This is a genomic window from Pseudomonas sp. FP2335 (assembly GCF_030687535.1).
GTDB lineage: Bacteria > Pseudomonadota > Gammaproteobacteria > Pseudomonadales > Pseudomonadaceae > Aquipseudomonas.
Genome location: NZ_CP117437.1, coordinates 5,937,674 through 5,964,411, shown reverse-complemented (window position 1 = coordinate 5,964,411; position 26,738 = coordinate 5,937,674). Strand labels below are relative to the sequence as shown.

The 26,738-nt window shown below is 61.1% G+C and carries 20 protein-coding genes; 11 read left to right on the top strand and 9 right to left on the bottom strand.

Annotated elements, in window-relative coordinates; translation table 11 throughout:
* Positions 1-82 precede the first annotated feature (82 nt).
* From PSH81_RS26980 to aspA, 7 genes are all read right to left on the bottom strand, one after another.
* On the bottom strand, positions 83-1,174 hold the full coding sequence (locus PSH81_RS26980) for a polyamine ABC transporter substrate-binding protein (RefSeq protein ID WP_226454712.1): 1,092 nt from the start codon (positions 1,172-1,174) through the stop codon (positions 83-85).
* Positions 1,171-2,211: a histone deacetylase family protein gene (locus PSH81_RS26975; protein WP_305391761.1), complete on the bottom strand. Its 1,041-nt coding sequence runs from the start codon at positions 2,209-2,211 to the stop codon at positions 1,171-1,173. Before PSH81_RS26975 ends, PSH81_RS26980 begins: the two co-directional genes overlap by 4 nt.
* 122 nt (positions 2,212-2,333) lie before the next feature.
* On the bottom strand, positions 2,334-3,326 hold the full coding sequence (locus tag PSH81_RS26970) for an AraC family transcriptional regulator (RefSeq protein ID WP_226454710.1): 993 nt from the start codon (positions 3,324-3,326) through the stop codon (positions 2,334-2,336).
* A 62-nt stretch (positions 3,327-3,388) separates the two neighbouring features.
* Positions 3,389-8,011 carry a dermonecrotic toxin domain-containing protein gene (locus PSH81_RS26965; RefSeq protein WP_305391760.1) on the bottom strand — a complete coding sequence of 1,541 codons (4,623 nt, stop codon included), beginning with the start codon at positions 8,009-8,011 and terminating at the stop codon, positions 3,389-3,391.
* A 109-nt stretch (positions 8,012-8,120) separates the two neighbouring features.
* Positions 8,121-9,098, bottom strand: coding sequence for an asparaginase (locus PSH81_RS26960; protein ID WP_305391759.1), 978 nt, complete (start codon positions 9,096-9,098; stop codon positions 8,121-8,123).
* Between the two features lie 77 nt (positions 9,099-9,175).
* On the bottom strand, positions 9,176-10,621 hold the full coding sequence (locus PSH81_RS26955; protein WP_192298060.1) for a sodium:alanine symporter family protein: 1,446 nt from the start codon (positions 10,619-10,621) through the stop codon (positions 9,176-9,178).
* A 392-nt stretch (positions 10,622-11,013) separates the two neighbouring features.
* Complete coding sequence (aspA, locus tag PSH81_RS26950) at positions 11,014-12,438, bottom strand: aspartate ammonia-lyase (RefSeq protein WP_192298059.1); 1,425 nt, start codon at positions 12,436-12,438, stop codon at positions 11,014-11,016.
* Positions 12,439-12,620: 182 nt separating this feature from the next.
* On the opposite strand from aspA, the gene PSH81_RS26945 reads away from it, so the two are divergent.
* The 5 genes from PSH81_RS26945 to PSH81_RS26925 all read left to right on the top strand — a co-directional run bounded on the left by PSH81_RS26945 (position 12,621) and on the right by PSH81_RS26925 (position 16,416).
* Positions 12,621-13,529: a LysR substrate-binding domain-containing protein gene (locus PSH81_RS26945; RefSeq protein WP_192298058.1), complete on the top strand. Its 909-nt coding sequence runs from the start codon at positions 12,621-12,623 to the stop codon at positions 13,527-13,529.
* A 332-nt stretch (positions 13,530-13,861) separates the two neighbouring features.
* Positions 13,862-14,353, top strand: coding sequence for a 5-(carboxyamino)imidazole ribonucleotide mutase (gene purE / locus PSH81_RS26940; protein ID WP_003176980.1), 492 nt, complete (start codon positions 13,862-13,864; stop codon positions 14,351-14,353).
* 11 nt (positions 14,354-14,364) lie between these two features.
* Positions 14,365-15,450, top strand: coding sequence for a 5-(carboxyamino)imidazole ribonucleotide synthase (locus tag PSH81_RS26935; RefSeq protein ID WP_192298057.1), 1,086 nt, complete (start codon positions 14,365-14,367; stop codon positions 15,448-15,450).
* 105 nt (positions 15,451-15,555) lie between these two features.
* Positions 15,556-15,801 carry a GlsB/YeaQ/YmgE family stress response membrane protein gene (locus PSH81_RS26930; RefSeq protein ID WP_016978642.1) on the top strand — a complete coding sequence of 82 codons (246 nt, stop codon included), beginning with the start codon at positions 15,556-15,558 and terminating at the stop codon, positions 15,799-15,801.
* A gap of 78 nt (positions 15,802-15,879) precedes the next feature.
* Positions 15,880-16,416 carry a DUF3299 domain-containing protein gene (locus PSH81_RS26925; protein ID WP_050784921.1) on the top strand — a complete coding sequence of 179 codons (537 nt, stop codon included), beginning with the start codon at positions 15,880-15,882 and terminating at the stop codon, positions 16,414-16,416.
* 51 nt (positions 16,417-16,467) lie between these two features.
* On the opposite strand, the gene PSH81_RS26920 is transcribed toward PSH81_RS26925, so the two are convergent.
* Together PSH81_RS26920 and PSH81_RS26915 are read right to left on the bottom strand one after the other, a co-directional pair.
* Positions 16,468-17,367: a D-hexose-6-phosphate mutarotase gene (locus PSH81_RS26920; protein ID WP_226454706.1), complete on the bottom strand. Its 900-nt coding sequence runs from the start codon at positions 17,365-17,367 to the stop codon at positions 16,468-16,470.
* Between the two features lie 57 nt (positions 17,368-17,424).
* On the bottom strand, positions 17,425-17,829 hold the full coding sequence (locus PSH81_RS26915) for an acyl-CoA thioesterase (protein WP_003176975.1): 405 nt from the start codon (positions 17,827-17,829) through the stop codon (positions 17,425-17,427).
* Positions 17,830-18,068: 239 nt separating this feature from the next.
* On the opposite strand from PSH81_RS26915, the gene PSH81_RS26910 reads away from it, so the two are divergent.
* The 6 genes from PSH81_RS26910 to phoU all read left to right on the top strand — a co-directional run bounded on the left by PSH81_RS26910 (position 18,069) and on the right by phoU (position 26,592).
* A complete protein-coding gene (locus PSH81_RS26910; protein ID WP_192298055.1) occupies positions 18,069-19,358 on the top strand; it encodes an MFS transporter in 1,290 nt (429 codons plus the stop codon).
* A 232-nt stretch (positions 19,359-19,590) separates the two neighbouring features.
* A complete protein-coding gene (locus PSH81_RS26905) occupies positions 19,591-20,577 on the top strand; it encodes a phosphate ABC transporter substrate-binding protein PstS (protein ID WP_192298054.1) in 987 nt (328 codons plus the stop codon).
* Between the two features lie 489 nt (positions 20,578-21,066).
* Positions 21,067-23,100 carry an ABC transporter permease subunit gene (locus PSH81_RS26900; protein WP_192298247.1) on the top strand — a complete coding sequence of 678 codons (2,034 nt, stop codon included), beginning with the start codon at positions 21,067-21,069 and terminating at the stop codon, positions 23,098-23,100.
* Between the two features lie 15 nt (positions 23,101-23,115).
* Positions 23,116-24,786: a phosphate ABC transporter permease PstA gene (pstA, locus tag PSH81_RS26895; protein WP_192298053.1), complete on the top strand. Its 1,671-nt coding sequence runs from the start codon at positions 23,116-23,118 to the stop codon at positions 24,784-24,786.
* 140 nt (positions 24,787-24,926) lie between these two features.
* Complete coding sequence (pstB, locus tag PSH81_RS26890; protein ID WP_192298052.1) at positions 24,927-25,760, top strand: phosphate ABC transporter ATP-binding protein PstB; 834 nt, start codon at positions 24,927-24,929, stop codon at positions 25,758-25,760.
* 70 nt (positions 25,761-25,830) lie between these two features.
* The gene (phoU, locus tag PSH81_RS26885; RefSeq protein WP_192298051.1) at positions 25,831-26,592 is read left to right on the top strand and encodes a phosphate signaling complex protein PhoU; all 762 of its coding nucleotides are present in this window, start codon (positions 25,831-25,833) and stop codon (positions 26,590-26,592) included.
* The last annotated feature ends 146 nt before the right edge of the window (positions 26,593-26,738 follow it).

Sequence of the window (26,738 nt, the reverse complement as noted above, 5' to 3'; positions counted from 1 at the left end):
GCCGCAAAGTAATCACTGAGGGTGCTGCGTAGACGGTAGATAAGTACCGGGGCCCGCTCCCTGGCGGGAGCGGGCGTTGCGATCAGGTGCCGGACTTGATCCTGGTCCAGGCCCGCGTTCTGGCGCGCTCGGCTTTGCTGTCCAGTGGCTTCAAGGTATAGAGCGTGGCCATGGCCGCGTCGGTGGGGTACAGGTTGGGATTGTTGCGGATCGCCGGGTCGACTTGCAGGGTGGCGTCCTTGTTGGGGTTGGGGTAGCCGACAAAATCACTGATGGGCGCAATGACCTGGGGCTGCAACAGGTAGTTGATGAAGGTGTAGGCGTCCTGCGGGTTCTGAGCGCCTTTGGGGATGGCGAGCATGTCGAACCAGATCGGCGCGCCTTCTTTAGGCAGGCGCATGTCCACGGTCACGCCGTTCTTGGCTTCCTTGGCACGGTTGGCGGCTTGGGAGAAGCTGCCCGAGTAACCCACGGCCACGCAGATGTCGCCGTTGGCAATATCGGCCATGTACTTGGAGGAATGGAAGTAGGTGATGTAGGGGCGGATCTTCAGCAACAGCGCCTCGGCTTTTTCATAGTCCTTGGGGTTGTTGCTGTTGGGGTCCAGGCCCAGGTGTTGCAGGGCCAGGGGCAGGATCTCCGACGGCGAGTCCAGCAGGGCCACGCCGCACTGCTTGAGCTTGCTGATGTTCTCTTGCTTGAAGATCAGGTCCCAGCTGTCCACCGGCGCGTTATCCCCCAGGGCGGCCTTGACCTTGGCCGGGTTGAAGCCGATCAGGATGGTGCCGTACATGTAGGGCACGGCGAACTTGTTGCCGGGGTCGTTGGCCTCGATCAACTTCATCAGTTTGGGGTCCAGGTGGTTCCAGTTGGGCAATTGGCTGCGGTCCAGGGGCTGGAACACGCCGGCCTCGATCTGCTTGGCCAGGAACACGTTGGACGGCACCACCACGTCATAGCCGGAGTTGCCGGTGAGCAGCTTGGCCTCCAGGGCTTCGTTGGTGTCGAAGATGTCATACACCAGCTTGACGCTGGTGTTCTGCGCCTTGAAGTCTTCCAGCGCCTTGGGGGTGATGTAGTCGAACCAGTTGTAGACCTTGAGGGTTTTTTCTTCGCCATGCACCGTGCCGCTCAACACGGCGATGCACAGGGCCAGGGAGGTGAGCATCTTCATCGGGTAGCTCCTTGTTGTTCGAAACCTTCGAGGACGTTGACGGCGTTGATGCCGATTTCTGCCACCGCGTAGCCACCTTCCATCACGAACAGCGTGGGCTTGCCCAGGCGTGCGATGCGGCGGCCCATGGCCAGGTAGTCCGGGCTGTCGAGCTTGAATTGGGAGATGGGGTCGTGCTTGAACGTGTCGACGCCCAGGGATACCACGATGATGTCGGCGCTGTAGTCCTCGATCTCATCGCAGGCCGCGTCCAGTGCCGCGCTCCAGATGTCCCAGCCCGAGCCGGCCGGCAACGGGTAGTTGAAGTTGAAGCCTTCACCGGCACCCTCTCCCCGCTCATCGGCATACCCCAGGAAAAACGGAAACTCCGCCTCGGGGTGGCCATGGATCGAGGTAAAGAGCACATCGCTGCGCTCATAGAAAATCGACTGGGTACCGTTGCCGTGGTGGTAATCCACATCCAGGATCGCGACCTTCTGCCGGCCCTGGTCGAGAAATGCCTGGGCGGCAATCGCGGCATTGTTCAGGTAGCAATAACCCCCCATCAAGTCACTGGCGGCGTGGTGCCCCGGTGGTCGGCAAAGGGCGAAGGCGCTGTGGGCGCCTTGCTGGATCGCCTGTTGCGCGGTCAACGCGACCTGGGCCGCGCTATAGGCCGCTTGCCAGGTGCCGACGGTGATGGGGGCGCCACCGTCGAAGCTGTAATACCCCAGTTGCCCATGCAGGCTGGTGGGCAACACCCGGCGCAGGGTGCGGGCGGGCCAGGTGTAGGGCAGCAGGTCGCCGTCCTGGCCAAATTCGCTCCAGCGTGCCCAGGCACCTTTGAAAAAATCCAGGTAGTCGCGGCTGTGTATGCGTTGCAGGGGCGCCAGGCCAAAGTCCTGCGGCGCCAGTACCGGGCCCAGCTCGCGGTCCTTGACCCGATGCAGCACGTGGTCGGCGCGCGAGGGCATTTCGAAACAGGGCATCAGTTGCCCGTCCATCAGTTCGCAGCGTCCGTGGTGCAGGTGGTGGTCGTCGGAGTAGATCGTCAGCATGGGTACTCCCCGCAGGCTCGTTGTTGTGCCTTGCAGTGTTGCGTCACGCAGCAATCATGAGAACGGCAGGAGCGGCCAGAAGGGGATAAATGTGGCCAAAAACGCTGACCATAATTCGCCCATTAATGGCGCATCAGGCTGGGCGCTACACCACTCCAGCGCACAAACGCATGGCGAAAGCTCGCGGTTTCGCTAAAGCCCAGTTGCTCGGCAATCTGATGGATCGGCATCTGATCTTGCGCCAGCCATTGCTTGGCTTGCTCAAAGCGCAGCTCGTCGAGCAATTGCTGGTAGCTGCATCCCAGGGCCTGCAAGTGCCGCCGCAGGGTACGCGCCGAGCAGTTCATCTGTGCCGCCAAGCCATCAAGGCCGGGCGCGGCGTGCAGTTGATCGGCCAACAATTGGCGCACGCGGTTGAGCCAGGCCTGGCGCCCGGTGAATTCGGAGTTCTGTTTACGGCAGCGCTCGGCCATGGCGCGGTGGGTGATGGCGTCTGCCAGCGGCAGCGGTTGCTTAAGCCATGCCTGGTCGAAGGCAAACCCGTTGGCCTGGGCGGCAAAGTGCAATGGGCAGCCGAAACGCTCGGCATAACGAGCGTGGTAATCCGGCGCTGGGTAGTCGAAGCGCGCCTCACGCAACGGCAAGGCGCGACCCAGCAAGTCATCGCAGATGACCTTAAGCGACACCAGGCAGAACTCCACGTTGAACGCTGCCAATGCCGGGTTCTCCCGATAGTCGCCAGCGGTCAGCCAGATCTGTTCGCCATCGTCTACCAGGCTCAGCTCGAAGAGTGTTCCCAACAGCGCCGGGTAGCGTAGTGCCAGGCGCAAAGCGTCACCTAAGGTGGCACTGGTGAGTAGGGCATAGCCGAGCAAACCGTAGCCGGACACATGCATGCGCTGGCCCAGTTCCAGGCCGATGTCTTGCCGCAGGGCCACGGCATTGGCGCATACGCGCATTTCCTGGCAGGTGGTGATGCGCGTGTCTGCGTGGCGCAGATCGGCGGTTCCGATACCGCTGCCGGCCAGTAATACATCGCTTGCCGTGCCCTGGTCCTGGAACGTGGCCAGGACCAGGGACACCGCATTGAGGGTGGTCAGGTGTGAATGCAGCATGGGAAGCCGGTGCCAGAGTGTGCCTGAGGGGCAGCAAGTTGCATGCCGTCCCCTGGTATTGATCAACTGACGGATTTGGGCGTCGATTTCTGGAAAAACAGCATGTGGGCCTGCGCCACACTGATCTCACTGCGATAGAACGCCACCGTTTCCGCCCGGGTCAAGTTTGGCGGCATAAAGCTGGTGTTACCCGCACGTTGCTCTGTCGGGGTTACCAAGCGGGCAGACTGATAAGCGTTGTCCGATGTCCAGTCGGCGCTGTAGTGAAAGTGTGCGTACCACAGCACTGTCCCGTTGGAGCGGTCAGTGATGCTGTACTCATCCAGGAAGTCTTTCGGGTTGCCTGGGATCATGCGGCGTTTCACGGTTTCTTTTTTGATGGTGATTGCCTTGTGCCGTTCCAGCCATTGGACGCCGGTCACAGTCGGCGGATGCAGTTTGAGCCTGCGCTGTACCAGCTGATTGCTCTGTTGGTAGAGATCCTTCAGCGCGGTATCGAGGGCCGCGTTCACCTTACTGGCGGAGGCGTAGTGCCCAGAGCTTTCGGTGATGTTTTGTTGCGTCAGAGCGTGTTCGATTGTATTGCTGGCGTGTTCCAGTTTCAGAGCATGCTGGTGATACAGGTATTCGATGCCGAAGGGCGCTCGGTCTGAGAACAGAGCTTGAGCGCGAGCCCTTGCGAGAAACACCGGCAATTCATCGAGCAAGGCCTGGCCCTGATCGATACTGGTTTGTACGTCCACGGCAATGGATTCAGCCGAGGGCGGCGGGGTCTTTATGCGTAAAACCCACACACCCTCAGTTTTCTCATGGTAGGTCGCGAGGATTTGATTGGTCGTTGGTGAGCGAATATCCACAATGCCAGTGTCCAGACCGACATCCGACAAGCGCGGCTCGCCAATCAACAGGCCGTTGAAACGGGTGTAAATAAACCTCTTTTGAGGGCGAAGCGGGGATGAAGGCGGAGTGGGGCGGCTTCTGACAGCCGTTCTTTCCATACTGAGCTCACCGAGGTTACGGGTGGCGAGCCGCTGGAAGTCGGTGAGCTCCCTGCGTAACTCAAGCAGCGGATTGGTGAGGGCTTGTTCGGAGAACTCCACGTGGAAATCCTGCAAGCGTTCATCCAGCATCTGAAACTGCTCGATCAAGCTGCTCAGGCTATCAATCCGCTCATCCAGACGCCGTTCGCTTATCTCTGCCAGGGTGTCGTGCAGGCACTGGATTGCGATATCGGCCGTGTTGATGATTTGGTCAATCTGCGCCCAGGCGTCCTGAGCAGTGTCGAGGGTCTCTGCACGCAGGCACAGGTTGCGGCTGAGTGTTACGCGAAAAGCCTTGAGGCTATTGGAGGTGTAGACGGGCATCTTTGCCCGCTGATCCACCAAGTGCAACGAACCGACTTTACCCAAACGTTTGAGCTCCATGAACCGGCCATCCATATATTGGATCTGGGCAAGCAACTCGTTGGTCAGCGTGTGCGTCTCACGAAACACTTCAATATCACGCGTTTGCGGTAATTCGGCCTGGCTTTGCAGTAGTTCCTGCACGGTTCTCCACTTGGGGGTGAAGCGGGAGGTAATGTCTCGTATTGCCTCTTGGGTCAGTTTGGTCTGCGCCTTAATGTAATTGAGGGCATTTGGCGCGTAGGTGGCCCTGGGGTCAAGAACGTTTAGCTCTTTGAGTTTTTGAAGTGCCGACTCGTAGTCCGTGCGCTGGTTCTCCAGGGCCTGGATGTAGGCTTTGCGCAAGGTCTCGATCGATTGTGCAGGGGCTTCGTCGTATTCACGGCGAGCACGTTCCAATCCCTCTTGTGCAGTGGCTTTGCGACGCTCAAATTCATCCAGTTCGTTGCGCAGTTCGCTGGCCCTTTTTTTGGCGAGCGCTAGCGCCCTTCTGTTGATGACCTTGGGGCCACCCCCTCGCAGGCGCAGACGCGTATCGACAAACCACTGGCCCTTGCTGTTGTGGACCAACGGCGGACCGGTGCGCTCGGGACGGGCGGGGTCGACGATCAAGACGGTATCGTTTTCATCCACCAGTACCTGGAACCAGCGCTCGCCCACCGGGGCATACCAGTGCGCACCACTGCGATACAGATGCTGGTGAGGCCCTGCCTCGTCGTTGATCTCGTCGAGGGTGCCGGGTTTGGTCACTTTGAAACTGTCCAGCACGGTGGCCAATCGCACCGGCGTGCGGTTGACTGCGCCACTGATATGCAGAGGGCGGTCGTGTGGGCCCAGGTTATCGGAGCTGATGGTTGCGAGTTTGCTGACTATCTCCGGTTTTAGCTGGGCGGGTGGCCGAGGGCGCACCGGCGCAAACGCATTGTTTCTCGATGCGATGCCTGGCGAGCGGTGGGTGACGCAGTGCAAGGTGATGGCCATGCCAATATTCAGCAGCAGGTCGGCGAGGGCAACCCAGGGCGACTCTTGCTCGGGGTGGGACAGGGTGTCTTCGACGTGTTGCACTTGGTCCATGATCTGCCAGATCCAGACCGCCGTGCCCACGGTGCGCCCGAGAAACGGCAGGACTGCGTTGAAGAGCGCCCAACCGATGTGCTTGAACGTCGCCCAGCGGGCTTCGGCGTTGGACACCGATTGCCGGTCGGCCAGGCTCACCAGTGCGTTGGCGTTGGCGTTGTACAGCGTGGTGAACAGATCGCCGTCTATGGTGTTCTGGCTCAATTTTATCGGCCCGCTCATTGCCCACCCCTTGACCGGGTCCACCACGAACGTGATCGCCACCCAAGGTGAAGGTAGATCACCGGGAAACACGAACTGGGCGTAGTCATCCCGAGCGTTATCGGGCAGCCAGGCCAAGACCGATTCGCGCAGGCTCGTCGACTGTTGCAAGGCGTAGATCAAATTGTTCGGCGACGGGAATTGCGACAGTGGGTTATCGAGCAGCGGCCGGTAGAGCAAGCAAGGGCCGGCGCTCATGTTCTGGGGGCCGATCACGAACATGTTAGCGACCACATCCGGCGTGGTGTCCAGCCGTCGGGTCGGCACAAAGGCCAGCGGGCGAATGACGATCATCTGGCCATCCACCTGGCGGTCGGCGGGGACAGCCTGCATCAATGCGTTGATGTATCGATAACCCAGTTCATTGATCCCGCCCTCACCACGGATCTTGCATTGCAGTGCCAGCATCGGCAGTTGGATGCGCAAGTGCTGGGTGTAGAGCAACTGGCGGCGAGCGGTCTCCAGCGGGTCGTCCAGCAGTGTTGCCTTGATCAGGGCCGGGTAAGTGTTGCCGATGTCCACGCGGCTGATCAGGCTTTCCAGGTAGTCGACGGTCAACCAGTCAGGCAGTTTTTCCCGACTACGCTGGCGCAGTGTCTTGACCCCCATAGGCAGGGCGATGAGGTTTTGCAGCGCCAGTTCGGTCACGCTGAATATCGATGTGTCGATCTGCCCGGGCACCGGGAACAAGCCCCAGAACACTGGGCTGCGCACGACGATGTCGAGGCTGCCCAGCCACCGCGTTGAGGCCTCGGGATGGTCCTTGAGCATCTCGGCGTTAAGCTGGTCCAGGGTGTATTGCTGGAGGGGGCTTATACCCTCTTGATAGGTCTTGCCGCGACTCAAACTGTGCAGGGTCGCGAGGTCTTTGAGGTGGCGCGAGAAGGCGTCCTGGTCTGAGGCCGACGCCTCGGTCAACCAGTCGGGAAGGGCGTTTACATACTGCTGCATGTCGGACTCACTGGGCGTGACATCAGGCGCTGGCGGTTGGGCCAGGCGTTGCTGGGAGGCGCCCGGCTCACGCAGGCCGGAAAAGTCGATGCCCCCAATGGCAGTGATCTGGAGGCTGATAAAGGTGCAGGCCAGGTAGTCGAAAAAATCGCCATCGGGTTCTATCAGGCGCCACTGCACTTTGATGCGCCCCAGTGCGGTACTCAACAGGTGCGGCAGGTCTTCGCCCAGGTTTTCCTGGCTGGTGTATTTCTTGAAGCCGCCAAGCAGGGAATGGGTGAGGATCACCTCTTGGCCATTTCTCCGGCCGATCAACACGCTGATCAAGTGATCTTCCAGATGAGTGGCCTTGCCTGCGTCGTCGACTTTGTCGATATCAATCACGTAGGCCCTGACGGCCTGGGAGTCATTGAGGCCGCGCTGGGCGAAGTCCGGCGTGCGATACAGCTCGCGTGCCATCTGGCAATCGTCGTCGCTCAAGCCGGGCGCCTGCGTTATGTTCCAGAAATCGCGCAGCGTCGCGGCCAGCGCGTGCCAGCGCGGGCCGCTGTCAGCCTCGGACGCGTTCCAGTACTCCGTCTGAGCCTGTTGATAACCACGCAACATCACGGGTGCCAGCGTATTGATCAGGCGGGCGATGTCGAGGATCCGCACCGGCAAATGCACTGCCGGTTCAACGATCGGCAGTTGGGTCAGAAAGTGCTCGCCTTCGATATACAGCGCAGGCACGGCCAGCACCGCCTGGACGGCGAGGACATCGGTGAGCGCTTTGTAATGGCGGTCGATGGGTACGACATGACCCTCTTCAATACCCCAGATTGGGGTACCCACCATGGTCACGTTCGGGTCGAGGTCTAGGTCCGGATACAGCTCTTGCAGTTGCTCACGCAGCAATGTGGCGGCGACTTCACGAAACGCCGGGCCGGTGGACATTTGCGTGACCAGCGTGTCGGTGAGGTTTTGATGGGAGTACGTTGAAAGAGGTGTGGTCATGGTGCGTCCTGGCAGGCAAAAGAATGGCAACGACCCCAGAAGAAAGCCGGGGTGTTGCCATGCTAGGAAGCGTGCAGCCAGGAACGGTGGTGCTTACTTAGACTGTGGCTCAGCGCAGCTCGCCGCACAGGTCCAGTTCCACCAGGCGGCGGATTTGCGGGATGTCGATCCCGGCGCCGAGCAGCGCGTTGAGCTTGCCGAATGCGGCTTCGCGGGTCATGCCACCGCCCGACAGCACGCCGACGCCGCGCAGGCGGCTACCGGCCTCGTACACATCCAGCTCCACGCCGCCTTCATGGCATTGGGTGATGGCGACCACCACAATGGCCTGTTCTTGCGCGCGCTGGAGGCTGGCCAGAAACGCTGGGTTGTCACTGGGGCCGGTGCCGCTGCCGAAGCATTCCAGGATCAGCGCCTGGATGCCGCTGGCAATGATCGCGTCCAACTGGGCTGCACCGATACCCGGTACCAACGGCAGCACGCCGACGTTGGCCAGGGCTTTGGGCTGGCGATAGCCAAGGGCTTGGGGAATGGACTCGGCATGCGCCACGCCGCCTTGACGGTTCAACGCCGCGAAAGGGTTGCGGCCGAAGCTGCGGATTTTCGCACAGCGGGTCGGCGCCATCATCGCGCCGTGAAAGTGCAGGTGCACGCCCGGCACCACGCCCGCGCCCAGCGCTTGCAGCGCGCCGCTGACGTTTTCCCAGGCATCACTGTCGGGTACGCCGGCGGGCAACATGGAACCGGTGAACACCACCGGCACCGGCAGGCCCAGCAGTTGGAAAGCCATGGCCGCTGCGCTGTAGGCCAGGGTGTCGGTGCCATGCAGGATCAGCACGCCGTCGCAGCCCTGGTCCACGGCATCGATCACCGCGGTGCGCAGGCGCTGCCAGTAGGCGGGGGTCATATTGGCGCTGTCGATCAGCGGGGCCATTTCCTCGAAGCGCCAGGCGGGCACAGGCTGGTTGGCGAGCTGTTCGCGCATGCGCGCTTCGAAGCCGGAAGCGGGGGCCAGGCCGTTGGCACTGGCCTGCATGCCGATGGTGCCGCCGGTATAGAGCACCATGACGTTGTTAGCTGGTTGCATCGAAAAATCTCCTGAACGAAAAACGCCGCACGGCCCCGAGCATGCCCAAGGTCGTACGGCGTGTCATCTCTCTACGCTCAGCGCTGGGCTTGGGCGTTCAGTTCAGCCGATGGAGCGGCCTCGGGTTTTACCGGGTTGGCCGGCCAGGCGCTGCGGTCCAGGTCCAGGTCAGGGAACTGGCTGGAGTCGAACACCGGGGTCTTGATGCCTGCCGCGCGCTGGTTGTCGTAGTCGTTCAGGATACGCATGGCGATCTTGAACAGGAACGCCAGCGCGAACAGGTTGACGAAGGCGAGCATGGTCATGGTGATGTCGGCAAACGCGAACACGGTGCTCAGGTTCTCGATGGAGCCCCAGAAGATCAGCACCAGCACCAGAGCGCGATAGCCCATCAGTACCTTGCGGTTGTTGCCCACCAAAAAGCGCAGGTTGCTCTCGCCCAGATAGTAGTTGTACATGATCGAGGTGAACACGAACAACGCCAGGGCCACGGAGATGAACATGCGGCCCCAGTCACCGACCACGGCAGCCAGGGAGTTCTGGGTCAGGGCAATGCCGTCGCCTTCAAAGCCCGGGGTGTAGAAACCGGAGAGCAGGATCAGCAAGGCGGTGCAGGTGCAGATCACGAAGGTATCGAGGAACACACTGAATGCCTGGACCACGCCCTGGGCAATCGGGTGCTCTACAGAGGCCACGGCTGCCACGTTCGGCGCACTGCCCAGACCGGCTTCGTTGGCGAACACGCCGCGCTTCACACCCATGATGATCGCGCTGCCGACCAGGCCACCGAAGGCTTGGTCCAGACCGAAGGCGCTCTTGACGATGGTCATCAGCATGGCCGGTACGTGGTCGAACTGCAGCACGATCACGTACAGGGTCACGGCGATGTAGACCAGGGTCTTGACCGGCACCAGCAGGTCGGCGATCGAGGCGATGCGCTTGATCCCGCCGATGAACACCAGGCCCAACAAGGCCGCCAGGGCCAGGCCGGTGTAGGTGGTGTCGAGGCCGAAGGCGTTGTTCAGCGAGTGGGTCACGGCGTGGGCTTGCAGGCCGTTGAAGGCAAAGCCGAAGGTCACCAGCAGCAGGAACGCCATGACCATGCCCAACCAGCGCTTCTGCAGGCCGTGCTGGATGTAATACGCCGGGCCGCCACGGTAGGTGCCTTCTGCGTCGGTGCGCTTGTACAACTGGCCGAGGGAACATTCGATAAAGCTCGAAGACATGCCCACCAATGCGGTGACCCACATCCAGAACACCGCCCCCGGGCCACCCAGGGTCACCGCAATGCCGACACCGGCAATGTTGCCGGCACCCACGCGGCCGGCCAGGCTGAGCATCAGCGCCTGGAACGAGCTGAGTTGGTCGGAGCTGTTCTTCAGGCTGTCTTTAAACACCGAGAACATGTGGAAAAAGTGACGCAGTTGTACGAAACGCGAGCGGATCGTGAAATAACCGCCGAGCCCGACAATGAGCACGATCAGTACTTTCCCTGAGAGGAAGTCGTTGATGACTTCGAGCATGGAGTGTTCCTCGCTGATTTTTCTAATGGCAAACGCAGGACGGTTCGACGCCGTCGCTTGGCACCAGGCAGTGCGCGACAGTTCGACCCCAATCCTTTTGCGGGTTGTTATTCATGCGGTTTCGCGCTGTGTTCAGGGCCTCGTTACCGACGGCCGCAGACGCGAGAGGGGCGGCACTATACCTAGGCGAACGTGATCCGTCTGCCTGGGCTGATTAAAGGTTTCAGCCAAGCTGTTGCAGGGGCGGTGGGCTTACAGGGCGATATTGGAGTTTTTATGGGCGTCATTTCACAACCTTGAGGCAAAAAAAAGGGCCTGAAGAACGAGCCTTCAGGCCCTCAAAAGGTGAGAGGTGTCTAGTCCCTCAACCTGGTGAGCGGTGCAACAAACGCTTAGGCCTTCAGCGGGACCAAGCGTGGGGCAATCATGTTTTCGGGGCGCAGGATGTCGTCGAGCATGGCGTCGTCGAGCAAGCCTTCTTCGCGCACCAGTTCCAGCACGCCACGGCCGCTTTCGAGAGCGATACGGGCGATGCGGGTGGCGTTTTCATAGCCGATGTACGGGTTCAGCGCGGTAACCAGGCCGATGGAGTGCTCCACCAGTTCGCGGCAGCGGGCTTCGTTGGCAGTGATGCCGGTGATGCAGTGCTCGCGCAGCATGTCCATGGCGCGTTGCAGCAGGCGGATCGAGTCGAAGATCTTGAAGGCGATCAGCGGCTCCATCACGTTCAGCTGCAGTTGGCCGCCTTCGGCTGCCATGGTCAGCGCCAGGTCGTTGCCGATCACTTGGAACGCCACCTGGTTGACGGCTTCCGGAATTACCGGGTTGACCTTGCCGGGCATGATCGAGCTGCCTGGCTGGCGCGCTGGCAGGTTGATCTCGTTGATCCCGGTGCGTGGGCCGCTGGACAGCAGGCGCAGGTCGTTGCAGATCTTCGACAGTTTCACCGCGGTACGCTTGAGCATGCCGGAGAACAGCACGAAAGCGCCCATGTCGGAGGTGGCTTCGATCAGGTCGGCGGCCGGTACCACCGGCTGGCCGCTGATCACGGCCAGGCGTTGTACGGCCAGGGCCTGGTAGCGCGGGTCGGCGTTGATGCCGGTACCGATGGCGGTGCCGCCCAGGTTCACTTCGGTCAACAGCTCTGGCGCCAGGGTTTTCAGGCGGGCCAGGTCTTCACCGAGGGTGGTGGCGAAGGCGCGGAATTCCTGGCCGAGGGTCATCGGCACGGCGTCTTGCAATTGGGTGCGGCCCATTTTCAGCACGTGGCTGAATTCGACGCCCTTGGCTGCGAACGCCTGGATCAGACTGTCGAGGCTGGCCAGCAGCGCGTCATGGCCCAGCAGCAGACCCAGGCGGATCGCGGTCGGGTAGGCGTCGTTGGTCGACTGCGCCATGTTCACGTCGTTGTTGGGGTGCAGGTATTGATATTCGCCCTTCTGGTGGCCCATGGCCTCCAGCGCGATGTTGGCGATGACTTCGTTGGCATTCATGTTGGTTGAAGTGCCAGCGCCGCCTTGAATCATGTCCACCACGAACTCTTCGTGGAAATCGCCGCGGATCAGACGGGCACAGGCTTCGCTGATGGCAGCGTGCTTGGCTTCACTGAGCTGACCCAGCTCGCGGTTGGCGTCTGCCGCCGCTTGCTTGACCATTGCCAGACCGACCACCAATTTCGGGTAATGCGAAATCGGAACGCCCGAGAGGCGGAAGTTGTTCACCGCTCGCAGGGTCTGGATGCCGTAATACGCTTGAGCCGGTACTTCAAGTACGCCAAGCAGGTCTTTTTCGGTACGGAAAGATGCAGCGGAGGACATGACGGAAATCATCTCGATATGGACCCGGAACTGGCCGGAACGCTGTGAATGCTAGGCTTGTGTGTGTTTTTGGGCCAATGCTGTTCAGCACTGGGCTATGCATAAACGGCATAATGCAGGTGTGACCCGGCTATCATGGCGGGCGTGTGTACCAAAATGGTGCGTACCCGTGGGAGTAAGTGATGAACCTTGAGAGCAAATGGCTGGAAGACTTCAGCGCCCTGGCGGCCACTCGCAGCTTTTCCCAGGCGGCGGAGCGGCGCTTTGTCACCCAGCCGGCGTTCAGTCGTCGCATCCGCAGCCTGGAGGCGGCGCTGGGCCTGACTCTGGTCAATCGCTCGCGCACGCCGGTGGAGCTGACGGCGGCGGGGCAGTTGTTCCTGGTGACTGCGCGCACCGTGGTCGAACAGCTCGGTGAAGTGCTGCGCCACTTGCACCATCTTGAGGGCGGGCAGGGCGAAGTCATGCAAGTGGCGGCGGCCCACTCCCTGGCGCTGGGGTTCTTCCCGCGCTGGATCGCGCAATTGCGCAACGAAGGCCTGAACATCGCCACGCGGTTGGTGGCTACCAACGTCGGCGATGCCGTGCACGCCCTGCGCGAGGGTGGCTGCGACCTGATGCTGGCGTTCTACGACCCGGACGCGGCGATGCAAATGGACGCCGAAATTTTCCCCTCGCTGCACCTGGGCAACACCGAAATGCTCCCGGTGTGCGCGGCCGATGCCGATGGCAAGCCGTTGTTCGACCTGGAAGGTGAGGGCAGCGTGCCGCTCCTGGCCTACAGCGCCGGTGCGTTTCTTGGCCGATCCGTTCACTTGCTATTGCGCCAACGTGCGCTGCGCTTTACCACCGTGTATGAAACCGCCATGGCCGACAGTCTTAAAAGCATGGCCCTGGAAGGCTTGGGTATCGCCTGGGTGCCGCAGTTGAGCGTGCGGGCGGAATTGGCGCGTGGTGAATTGGTGGTGTGCGGCGGCCCGCAATGGCATGTGCCGTTGGAGATTCGCCTGTATCGCTGCGCGTTGGTGCGCAAGGCCAACGTGCGGTTGTTGTGGCGCAAGTTGGAAGGTGGGGCGGCGCAGGGCGCTTGAGTGCGCTGAAGATCAATGTGGGAGCTGGCTTGCCTGCGATAGCTGTAGTGAATTCACCATTGCTATCGCAGGCAAGCCAGCTCCCACATTGACCCAGTTCCCATGGGGAATGTGTGTTGTTTTCGCTGACCTGAAAGTCAATAAAACCGCCGCTTTGCCCCGCTAGACAGATGGTCATCCAAGGGGCTGTTTATCTGGATTATTACGGTATACTGCGCGGCCTTCGGCCGGTCCAACCGGCCTTAATTCGCACACCAAGCCACGCCGGATTTCCCGCGTGGCTTGTTGTTTTTTGACGCGCCTGCGGGCGCCCAGAGAGAAGAGGCACGACGATGAGTGCATTGGTTGGCGTGATCATGGGCTCCAAGTCCGATTGGTCCACCCTTAGCCACACCGCCGATATGCTGGAAAAACTCGGCATTCCGTATGAGGTGAAAGTGGTCTCTGCCCACCGCACCCCGGATTTGCTGTTCCAGTATGCCGATGAAGCAGAATCCCGTGGCATCGAGGTGATCATCGCCGGTGCCGGCGGTGCAGCGCACCTGCCAGGCATGTGTGCGGCCAAGACCCACCTGCCGGTCCTTGGCGTGCCGGTGCAGTCGGCGATGCTCTCGGGCGTGGATTCGCTGTTGTCCATCGTGCAGATGCCGGCCGGCATCCCGGTGGCGACCCTGGCGATCGGCAAGGCCGGCGCGATCAACGCCGCGTTGCTGTCCGCCAGCATCCTGGGCGCCAAGCACCCGCAGTTCCACGCGGTGCTGAAAAAATTCCGTGCTGAGCAGACAGACAGCGTGCTGGACAATCCAGACCCACGCATCGCCTGAGGTTGTTGACGATGAAAATCGGTGTAATCGGTGGCGGCCAACTGGGTCGCATGCTGGCCCTGGCGGGAACCCCGCTGGGGATGAACTTCGCTTTCCTGGACCCGGCGCCGGACGCTTGTGCGGCGGCCCTGGGTGAACACCTGCGCGCTGACTACAGCGACCCGGACCACCTGCGTCAACTGGCCGACGAAGTCGACCTGGTGACCTTCGAGTTCGAAAGCGTCCCGGCCGAGACCGTGGCCTTCCTGTCGCAGTTCGTGCCGGTGTACCCGAGCGCCGAAGCCTTGCGCATCGCTCGCGACCGCTGGTTCGAGAAAAGCATGTTCAAGGACCTGGGCATTCCGACCCCGGCCTTCGCCGACATCCAGTCCCAGGCGGACCTGGACGCCGCCGTCGCCAGCATCGGCCTGCCGGCCGTGCTGAAAACCCGCACCCTGGGTTACGACGGCAAGGGCCAGAAAGTCCTGCGCACCGCCGCTGATGTGGTCGACACCTTCGCCGAACTGGGCAGCGTCGCCTGCCTGCTGGAAGGCTTCGTGCCGTTCACCGGCGAAGTCTCGCTGATCGCCGTGCGTGCCCGTGATGGCGAAACCCGCTTCTACCCGTTGGTGCACAACACCCACGACAGCGGCATCCTCAAGCTGTCCGTGGCCAGCACTGATCACCCGTTGCAGGCCCTGGCCGAAGACTATTCCAGCCGCGTGCTCAAGCAGCTGGATTACGTTGGGGTGATGGCGTTCGAGTTCTTTGAAGTCGACGGTGGCCTCAAGGCCAACGAAATCGCGCCGCGGGTGCACAACTCCGGGCACTGGACCACCGAAGGCGCCGAGTGCAGCCAGTTCGAAAACCACCTGCGGGCGGTGGCGGGCTTGCCGTTGGGCTCCACGGCCAAGGTTGGCGAGAGCGCAATGCTCAACTTCATCGGCGTGGTACCGCCGGTTGAAAAAGTCATCGCCATCGACGACTGCCACTTGCATCACTACGGCAAGGCCTTCAAGGCCGGGCGCAAGGTCGGCCATGCCAACCTGCGCTGCAAGGACCGCGCGACGCTGGAAGCGCAGATCCTCAAGGTTGAAGCGCTGATCGCCGAGCAATAAGCCAAGTCCGACGGGAACCATTGGTGACCGTCGTCTCTCTGATTGCAGGATGCCAAAGCCTGTCTAGGCTTTGGCATAGCTCACCTACATTCAGAGGGAAATGCCATGGGTATCATCGGAACCATCTTTATCGGCTTGATCGTCGGTCTGCTCGCGCGTTTCCTCAAGCCAGGCGACGACAGCATGGGCTGGATCATGACCATCCTGCTGGGTATCGCCGGCTCCCTTGCCGCGACCTATGGTGGCCAGGCGCTGGGTATCTACCAGGCAGGCCAGGGCGCGGGCTTCATTGGTGCGCTGGTCGGCGCGATCATCCTGCTGGTGATCTACGGTCTGATCAAAAAGAAATGATCTAAGCGACAAAGCCCTCTGCGCTGCGCAGGCGCAGAGGGCTAGAATGCTCGCCACCTGTACTTGTCGAGCCTCTCCATGCGCCGTCTTTTGTTGACTCTCCTCTTGCTCGGCTCCGGCCTGGCCCACGCCGGTGAACTGCCGGAAACCGATTGGCTCGACCTGATGCCGCTGTCGGACCAGAAAGCCCTCGAAGCGATGCCCGAGATCGACCACAACTCCCCCGAAGCCCAGGGCACCTTTACCGACAAAGGTGGCTTGAAGCAGAGCAAAGGCTTGCCGGCGGTGATGTATTCGACCAAGACCGTGGCCGCCATGAACGGCAAGAATATCCGCATCGGCGGCTACCCGGTGCCGCTGGAAACCGACGCCAAGGGCCGCAGCACGCTGTTCTTCCTGGTGCCGTACCCGGGCGCCTGCATCCACGTGCCGCCACCGCCGCCGAACCAACTGGTGCTGGTGCGTTATCCCAAGGGGCTGAAGCTGGATGACATCTACACGCCGCTGTGGGTCACGGGCACGTTGAAGGTGGAGAAGGTCAACAATGACCTGGCGGATGCAGCGTATGCGCTGGATGCTGGCAAGGTGAGGGTGGTAAAGGAGTCGGATCTCTAACGCCTGGCGAAGATCTAATGTGGGAGCGGGCTCCCACATTTTGATCAGCGCTTACAGGCCGAGACCTGTGATGCTCACGCCCAGGGTGTGGCTCCGGCCGGGTGCCAACTCAACAACATCATCCAGCACATTCGCCGTCTCGATGCACAACATGCCCGTCCAGCCGTCATCGGCCATGTCATCAAACGCCTTGGCGCGTTCGGTCCACGGGTTCCAGATCACGGTGGATTTCGAGCCCTGGCTGGTGAGCTGGATGCGGCGCTGCCAATCCTGGTCGACAATGTTCAACTGCGCCGGGGTATCCAGATAGATGCGATCGGTCTCGGCGTTGAAGTGCAGCAGCCCGCTCTGTCGTTTGGTCGTCCAGCCGTCGGCGGTGTCGATATAGGCCGTTGCGTCCAACCCTTCGACGTGCACGTTACGCACATCGCTCACGGCGAAATAGGTGTGCAGCGCCTGGCTCAGGGTCACGGTGTCGGTACCACGGTTGTGGCTGGTCAGGCGGATATGCAGTTGTTCGTCCAGCAGCAGGCTCAAGATCAGCTCGACCTGGTGGGGCCAGCCGGGGAAGCCGCCCGCCGGCACAGGCAAGACCAGGTCGATACGCAGGGCGTCGCCTTCAAGCTCGGTCGTGGCCAATTCCCACAACGCAGTGCGCGCAAAACCATGGGCACCGGCCGGCTGCTCGCTCTGGCGCATCGCCTTGACGCTCTGTGGGTTGCGCTCAAACACACCAAACCACGGCCAGCACACCGGCACGCCGGTGCGGATGCCTTTGCCTTGCTTGAACACCGCTTGCGGGTTCGGCCAGATCAGCGGCTGCTCGCCATCACGCTTGTAACTGAAGATATGCGCGCCCTGTTGGGCCACCATCAATTCAGCGCCGTTGTGGCGGATGCGCCAGCAGTCCAGCTCATCCAGTTTCACGGTTTCAACGTGGGGCGTAGGCATAACAGCGCTCTCAAATGGCAGGCAATGGGGCAATTGACCGTCAAAACCCCGCGAGGTTTAACGGGCGCGCGATGGAACCGAGCGCGTGCGGCCACTGCCGTCGATGGCGACGAACACGAACACCGCCTCGGTGACCTTGCGCCATTCGCTGGACAGCGGGTCGTCGCTCCACACTTCGACCATCATCTGGATCGAGCTGCGACCGATTTCCAGGGCCTGGGTATAAAAGGACAGTTGTGCGCCCACGGCGACCGGCACCAGGAACGCCATGCGGTCGATGGCCACGGTGGCGACACGGCCACCTGCGACCTTGCTGGCCATGGCGGTGCCGGCGAGGTCCATCTGCGCGACCAGCCAGCCGCCGAAAATATCGCCAAAGCCGTTGGTTTCACGGGGAAGCGCGGTGATTTGCAGGGCGAGATCGCCTTGCGGGATGGGGTCTTCTTGTTCGAGTTCGATCATGCCGAGGATGCCTCTCAAGACTGCGGGTCTGGCGCGTGCAAGGGCCGAGTATATCGGGAGCCTCGCGCCGCGACGACCGTCTATGGCTGATTTGGTTGGCAATTCGCCGCTGTATTGCGGCTTTTTCCGACAACTGTGCTTCTGGTGTGCTTTTGCAAGCGATTTGCTATCGTGCCCAACCGTCCTGGCTCAGCCAGCACCTCGGATCTGCCGTTCTGACTAATAAGAGAAGCCTTGCCATGTCCTCCGTGCCCGCAAGCAGTGCGCAACCTTCGCGCCCGCTGACCCGCAACGACTATAAAACCCTGTCGCTGTCTGCCTTGGGCGGGGCGCTGGAATTTTATGATTTCATTATTTTCGTGTTTTTCGCCACCGTGGTCGGAAAACTCTTTTTCCCCGTCGATATGCCTGAATGGCTGCGCATGATGCAGACCTTCGGCATCTTTGCCGCCGGCTACCTGGCACGCCCGCTGGGCGGCATCATCATGGCGCACTTCGGCGACCTGCTGGGTCGCAAGAAGATGTTCACCCTGAGTATCTTCATGATGGCCGTGCCGACCCTGATCATGGGCCTGCTGCCGACCTACGCGCAGATCGGCCTGTGGGCACCGATCCTGTTGCTGCTAATGCGCGTGATCCAGGGCGCGGCGATTGGCGGCGAAGTACCGGGCGCCTGGGTGTTTGTCTCCGAACATGTACCGCCGCGCCACGTCGGTTATGCCTGCGGCACCCTGACCAGCGGCCTCACCGCCGGCATTCTGCTGGGTTCGCTGGTGGCGACGGCCATCAACACCCTGTACACCCCGGTAGAGGTTTCGGATTTCGCCTGGCGCATCCCGTTCCTGCTTGGCGGTGTGTTCGGCCTGTTGTCGGTGTACCTGCGTCGCTGGCTGCATGAAACGCCGATCTTCGCCGAGATGCAGCAACGCAAGACCCTGGCCGCCGAACTGCCGCTGCGTGCGGTTTTGCGTGACCATCGTGGTGCCATCGTGCTGTCGATGCTGCTGACCTGGCTGCTGTCGGCCGGTATCGTCGTGGTCATCCTGATGACCCCGACCGTGCTGCAGACCGTCTACCACTTCGCGCCGACCGTCGCCCTGCAAGCCAACAGCCTGGCCATCGTCACCTTGAGCCTGGGCTGCATCCTCTCCGGTGCCCTGGCCGACCGTTTCGGCGCTGGCCGTGTGCTGGTCGCCGGTTGCCTGTTGCTGCTCGGCAGCTCGTGGACCCTGTACCACAGCCTCTTCCAGCATCCGGACTGGCTGTTCCCGCTGTACGCCCTGACCGGTTTGTTCGTCGGCACCATCGGCGTGGTGCCTTACGTGATGGTGAAAGCCTTCCCACCCGTGGTGCGCTTCAGCGGCTTGTCGTTTTCCTACAACGTCGCCTACGCCATCTTTGGCGGCCTGACGCCGCTGGCGGTGTCGTTGCTGATGAAGGAAAGCCCGATGGGCCCTGCCTACTATGTCGCCGTGCTGTGTGTGATGGGGATGTTGGTGGGTGGGTATCTGTGGAAGCGTTCCCGCTAAGCGCTTGAGAGTGATCGTTCCTATGCAATGTAGGAACGATCACATTACAGAGTATTTCTGAGCCACCCCCGTTGTTGCCAAACCCCCTGTATTCTCGGCCTTTCCCCGTTTAGCTGCGTTTAAAGCCAATACTGGCCTTTCATCTAATTGTCATATTCCAGACATAGAGTGTTCACACGGCCTACCGATACTTGGCCCCGATCCAACTATCCCTATCTGCTAGGAGTAAGGCATGAAACTGAAGCGTTTGATGGCGGCTATGACATTTGTCGCTGCTGGCGTTGCGACTGCTAACGCATTCGCCGCTGTTGACCCAGCTATCCCGAGCTACACCAAGACCACCGGTGTGTCGGGCAACTTGTCCAGCGTTGGTTCTGACACCCTGGCCAACCTGATGACCCTGTGGGCTGAGTCCTACAAAAAAGAATACCCGAACGTAAACATCCAGATTCAGGCCGCTGGCTCCGCCACCGCGCCACCTGCGTTGACTGAAGGCACCTCCAACCTGGGCCCGATGAGCCGCAAGATGAAGGACACCGAACTGGCTGCCTTCGAGCAGAAGTACGGCTACAAGCCAACCGCTATCCCGGTTGCCGTGGACGCCCTGGCTGTATTCGTACACAAGGACAACCCGATTCAGCACCTGACCATGGAACAAGTCGACGCGATCTTCTCCTCGACTCGTCTGTGCGGCGGCAAAGCTGACGTAAAAACCTGGGGCGACCTGGGTGTGACTGGCGACCTGGCCAACAAGCCAGTGCAACTGTTCGGTCGTAACTCGGTATCCGGCACTTACGGCTACTTCAAAGAAGAAGCCCTGTGCAAAGGCGACTACAAGCCAAACGTGAACGAACAACCAGGCTCGGCTTCGGTCGTGCAGTCGATCAGCTCCTCGCTGAACGGCATCGGTTACTCGGGCATCGGCTACAAGACTGCAAGCGTGAAGACCGTTGCCCTGGCTAAAAAAGGCAGCACTGACTTCATCGAAGACAGCGAAGAAAACGCCCTGAACGGCAAATACCCGCTGTCGCGTTTCCTCTACGTTTACGTCAACAAAGCCCCGAACAAGCCTCTGGCTCCGCTGGAAGCTGAGTTCGTGAAACTGGTGCTGTCCAAACAGGGCCAGGAAGTTGTCGTGAAAGACGGCTACATCCCACTGCCAGCCAAAGTTGCCGCCAAGGCCCTGGCTGACCTGGGTTTGAAAGAAGGCGCCAAGTAAGCCTGCAATACCTGGTGTAGCAGCGGGCCCTGTGGGAGCGGGCTTGCTCGCGAAGGCGGTGTATCAGTCGCCACTGTGTTGAATGACACGCCGCCTTCGCGAGCAAGCCCGCTCCCACACAAGCAAACCGGTCTACACCTCCTAATTTTCAGTCCGCTGCCAGCTCTGCTACGCGGCGGATTTCTTGCGTCACTGCATTGTCATCTTTCTGTCATACAGGATCGCTAGGGTGTGCGCATGAATGATCTGGCCAATTCCACCATGACGACGACTTCTCCTCCCAAGCGCATTGATTTCAATACGCCTGAGCTGCAACGCAAGCGCCGCATTCGCGCGCTCAAAGATCGCCTGACCCGTTGGTACGTGTTGATCGGCGGCCTCGCCGTCCTCGGCGCTATCACCCTGATCTTCTTCTTCCTCGCCTACGTGGTCGCGCCGTTGTTCCAGGGCGCCTCGCTGACCAAGGAAGACGCCTTGACGCCCGCCTGGATGCAGGACGCCGGCAAACCGTTGATGATCTCCCTCGAAGAGCAGAACCAGGTCGCCATGCGGGTTTCCGACAAGGGCCAGGCACTGTTCTTCAATGTCGAAAACGGCGCCGAACTCAAGCGTGTCGACCTGCCGCTGCCAGCCGGTACAAGCGTTGCTTCCATTGGTGAAGACCAACCGGGCAGCCCACTGGTGATCCTTGGTTTATCCAATGGCCAGTCCCTGGTATTCCGCCACACCTATAAGGTGTCCTACCCGGACGGCAAGAAGACGATTACGCCTGCGATTGAATACCCCTACGGTGAAACGCCGATCGTCCTGGATGACGCCGGTCGCCCACTGGAGCACGTTGCGCTCAACGCTACGGATTCGTCCCTGGTGGTCGCCGGTTCCGCCGGTTCGCACCTGAACGTGCTGTCCCTGAGCCGCGAAGAAAACATGATGACCGGCGAAGTCACCAGCGAGCAGAAGCGTATCGAGCTGCCGCAAATGACCGAGCCGGTGAAGGCGATCTTCATCGATCCGCGCCAACAGTGGCTGTACGTAATCAACGGTCGCGCCCTGGCCGATGTGTTCAGCCTGCGCGACAAGAGCCTCAACGGTCGCTACAAATTGTTGGAAGATGGCACCGCCGAAATCACCGCCAGCACCCAGCTGGTTGGCGGTATCTCGCTGATCGTCGGTAACTCCAAGGGCGGCCTGGCCCAGTGGTTCATGGCCCGCGACCCGGATGGCGAGCAGCGTCTGAAGCAGATCCGCACCTTCCAGATGGGCACTGCGCCGGTTGTTGAAATCACCGCCGAAGAACGTCGCAAAGGCTTCACCGCCCTGGATGCTTCCGGCAAGTTCGGTGTGTTTCACAGCACCGCTCATCGCACCTTGCTGGTGGATCAAGTGGTCGACGCCCAGGGCGTGTTCGGCTTGTCGCCACGGGCCAACCGCGTGATCGTGGAAGCCGGTGGCAAGCTGCAACCGCTGGCGCTGGACAACCCGCACCCGGAAGTTTCGTGGAGCGCGTTGTGGAGCAAAGTCTGGTACGAGAACTACGACGAGCCTAAATACGTCTGGCAATCGACCGCCGCCAACACCGACTTCGAACCCAAGATGAGCCTGGCGCCACTGACCTTCGGTACGCTGAAGGCGGCGTTCTACGCCATGTTGCTGGCCGCGCCACTGGCTGTCGCCGCGGCGATCTACACCGCTTACTTCATGGCCCCGAGCCTGCGCCGCAAGGTCAAGCCGGTGATCGAACTGATGGAAGCGATGCCGACGGTGATCCTCGGCTTCTTCGCCGGCCTGTTCCTGGCGCCGTATGTCGAAGGGCATTTGCCGGGGATTTTCAGCCTGTTGATGCTGCTGCCGATTGGCATCCTGGTGGCCGGCTTCATCTTCAGCCGCTTGCCTGAGTCGATCCGCCTGCGTGTTCCCGATGGCTGGGAAAGCGCGATCCTGATCCCGGTGATCCTGTTTGTGGGCTGGCTCTCGCTGTACATGAGCCCGTACCTGGAAACCTGGTTCTTCGGCGGCGACATGCGCATGTGGATCTCCCACGACCTGGGCATCACCTACGACCAGCGCAACGCCCTGGTCGTCGGCCTGGCCATGGGTTTTGCGGTTATCCCGAACATCTATTCCATCGCCGAAGACGCCGTGTTCAGCGTACCGCGTGGCCTGACCCTGGGCTCGCTGGCCCTGGGTGCCACGCCGTGGCAGACCATGACCCGCGTAGTGATCCTGACCGCCAGCCCGGGCATCTTCTCGGCCCTGATGATCGGCATGGGCCGCGCCGTCGGCGAGACCATGATCGTGCTGATGGCCACCGGGAACACCCCGGTGATGGAGATGAACCTGTTCGAAGGCCTGCGCACGCTGGCGGCGAACGTCGCGGTGGAAATGCCCGAGTCGGAAGTGGGCGGCAGTCACTACCGCGTGCTGTTCCTCTCGGCGCTGGTGCTGCTGCTGTTCACCTTCATCATGAACACCCTCGCCGAGCTGATCCGTCAGCGTCTGCGCAAGAAATACTCGTCGCTTTAAGAAAGGTAGAAGTCTGTGAAACAGAACTCCCTGAATGGATGGTTCAAGAGCGGCGCCCCAGGCGTCTGGATCAGCGGTGGCGCGGTGTCCATCGCGGTCATCATGACCATTGGTTTGCTGGCTGTGATTGCGGTGCGTGGTTTGGGCCACTTCTGGCCGGCTGACCTGATCCAGGCCAACTACAGCGTACCGGGCCAGGCAAACCACATCGTCATCGGCGAAGTGGTGCAGAAAGAAGAAGTGCCGCGCGAGCGCCTCAAAAGCGCTGGCCTGCCCGTGCCGGAACAAGGCCCGGAATTCATGACCCGCGAGCTGATCAAGGTCGGCAACCGGGACTTGAACGGCAACGACTTCACCTGGATCGTCGGCGAGTGGCTCAAGGACCAGACCAAGCCGGTCGAGCTGATGGCCATCGAGCGCCGTGAGTGGGGTAACTTCTACGGCACCCTGGTCAACGTCAAGCAAGATGGCAAGATCATCGCCGAAGGCGAGGCTGCGTGGCCGGAGTTGCAAGCCCGCGTTGACCGCGTGAACAAGTTGGCTGCCCAGCTCAAGAGCCTGGAAAAAACCGACATCGGCGCGATCAACGCCGGTTTGGAACGCATCCGCCTGCACGGTCGCAAGCTGGAACTGGAAGGCAAGCTTGATGCTGCCGCCCAGGCCGACATGGCTGCCGACCGCGCCGAGCTGAATGCCCGCTACCAAGACATCGAAGCGCGCCTGGCCGATCTGCACACCCAGTTCAACCGTGACGCACTGACCGCCCGTGACGGCAACGGCAAGGAAGTCGAGATCGGCATCGGCAAAGTGGTGCACGCCTACCAGCCGAACGCCATGGGCACCTTTACCAAGATCGGCTTCTACTTCAGCAAGGTCTGGGAATTCCTCAGCGATGACCCGCGGGAAGCCAACACCGAAGGCGGGATCTTCCCGGCGATCTTCGGCACCGTGATGATGACCCTGATCATGGCGATGATCGTGACGCCGTTCGGCGTACTGGCGGCGGTTTACCTGCGTGAATACGCCAAGCAGAACGCGCTGACCCGCATCATCCGCATCGCCGTGAACAACCTGGCGGGCGTACCGGCCATCGTCTACGGCGTGTTCGGCCTGGGCTTCTTCGTGTATGTACTGGGTGGTTCGGTAGACCGCCTGTTCTTCGCCGAAGCCCTGCCGGCCCCGACCTTTGGTACGCCGGGCCTGTTGTGGGCCTCGCTGACCCTGGCACTGCTGGCGGTGCCGGTGGTGATCGTGGCCACCGAAGAAGGCCTGGCGCGGATTCCCCGCACCGTGCGTGAAGGTTCCCTGGCACTCGGCGCGACCAAGGCGGAAACGCTGTGGAAGATCGTGCTGCCGATGGCCAGCCCGGCGATGATGACCGGCATGATCCTCGCCGTGGCCCGCGCCGCCGGTGAAGTGGCGCCGCTGATGCTGGTAGGGGTAGTGAAACTGGCGCCGTCGCTGCCGCTGGATGGCAACTACCCGTACCTGCACCTGGACCAGAAGATCATGCACCTGGGCTTCCATATCTACGACGTCGGCTTCCAGAGCCCCAACGTCGAAGCGGCACGGCCACTGGTGTACGCCACCGCCTTGCTGCTGGTGCTGGTGATCGCCACGCTGAACTTGTCGGCGGTGTGGATTCGTAACCACCTGCGCGAAAAATACAAAGCGTTGGATAGCTGATCTGAATTGAACGCGGACTAAATGTGGGAGCGGGCTTGCTCGCGAATGCGGTGTCTCAGTAACACATAGGTCGACTGACCGGACGCCTTCGCGAGCAAGCCCGCTCCCACACAACGAATTGGTAGCACAGGGAGCATCCCATGCAACACGAAACCCATTCCCACGGCATCAACATGTCTGCCCTGGGTCGCGACAAGCAGAGCCTGAGCCTGGCCCAGGAAACCGTGGCCATCGAAGTACCGGGCCTGAGCCTGTACTACGGTGAGAAGCAGGCGCTGTTCGACGTCAGCATGAACATCCCCAAGCAGCGCGTGACCGCCTTCATCGGCCCGTCGGGCTGCGGCAAGTCCACGCTGCTGCGCACCTTCAACCGCATGAACGACCTGGTGGACGGTTGCCGCGTCGACGGCGCCATCAACCTCTACGGCAGCAACATCTATCGCAAGGGCGAGGATGTGGCCGAGCTGCGTCGTCGCGTGGGCATGGTGTTCCAGAAGCCCAACCCGTTCCCCAAGACCATCTACGAAAACGTGGTCTACGGCCTGCGCATCCAGGGCATCAACAAAAAACGCATCCTCGACGAAGCGGTTGAGTGGGCCTTGAAAGGCGCGGCGCTGTGGGACGAAGTGAAGGACCGCCTGCACGATTCGGCACTCGGCCTGTCCGGCGGCCAGCAGCAACGTCTGGTGATCGCACGGACCATCGCCGTGGAGCCGGAGGTACTGCTGCTCGACGAACCGTGCTCGGCACTCGACCCGATCTCGACGCTGAAAGTCGAAGAGCTGATCTACGAGCTCAAATCCAAGTTCACCATCGTCATCGTGACCCACAACATGCAACAGGCGGCGCGGGTTTCCGACTACACCGCATTCATGTACATGGGCAAGTTGGTGGAATTCGGCGATACCGATACCCTGTTCACCAATCCGGCGAAGAAGCAGACCGAAGACTACATCACCGGTCGCTACGGCTAGTCAGCCGTGGTTCTGATTGCACTGACGCTGCGGTTCTCCGCACCTTACCGGACGCTCCAAGGACGCCAACATGATTAGCAAAGAAGGCCTTACCCACCACATCTCCGCGCAGTTCAACGCCGAGCTTGAGGAAGTGCGCAGCCACCTCCTGGCGATGGGCGGTCTGGTGGAGAAGCAAGTCAACGACGCCGTGACCGCGCTGATCGAGGCCGACTCGGGCCTGGCCCAGCAAGTGCGTGAGATCGACGACCAGATCAACCAGATGGAACGCAATATCGACGAAGAATGCCTGCGCATTCTGGCCCGTCGCCAGCCGGCGGCGTCCGACCTGCGTTTGATCATCAGCATCTCCAAGTCGGTGATCGACCTGGAGCGCATCGGCGACGAAGCCACCAAGATCGCTCGTCGTGCCATCCAGCTGTGCGAAGAGGGCGAAGCGCCGCGTGGTTATGTGGAAGTGCGCCACATTGGCGACCAAGTACGCAATATGGTGCGTGATGCACTGGACGCGTTCGCCCGTTTCGACGCCGAGCTGGCGCTGTCCGTCGCCCAGTACGACAAGATCATCGACCGCGAATACAAGACCGCGTTGCGTGAACTGGCGACCTACATGATGGAAGACCCGCGCTCTATCTCGCGGGTCTTGAGCATTATCTGGGTACTGCGTTCGCTGGAGCGGATCGGCGACCACGCACGCAACATTTCGGAGCTGGTGATCTACTTGGTGCGCGGCACCGACGTACGGCACATGGGGCTCAAGCGCATGAAGGCCGAAGTTGAAGGCTCGACCGATCAAATCCCTAATGTTCCCGGCGAATCTGACGATAAGTAAGGTTGCCCGAGAAATTAACGCCCGGCCATTGGCCGGGCGTTTTCGTTTGTGGCTTCTGAATTTTTTGCGCGGCAGGCGTAATAAAGTCCTGCTGTGACTAACGAGTTTTGGCAAAATGCCACCAGTCAGGCGTCTTGCGTGCCGAA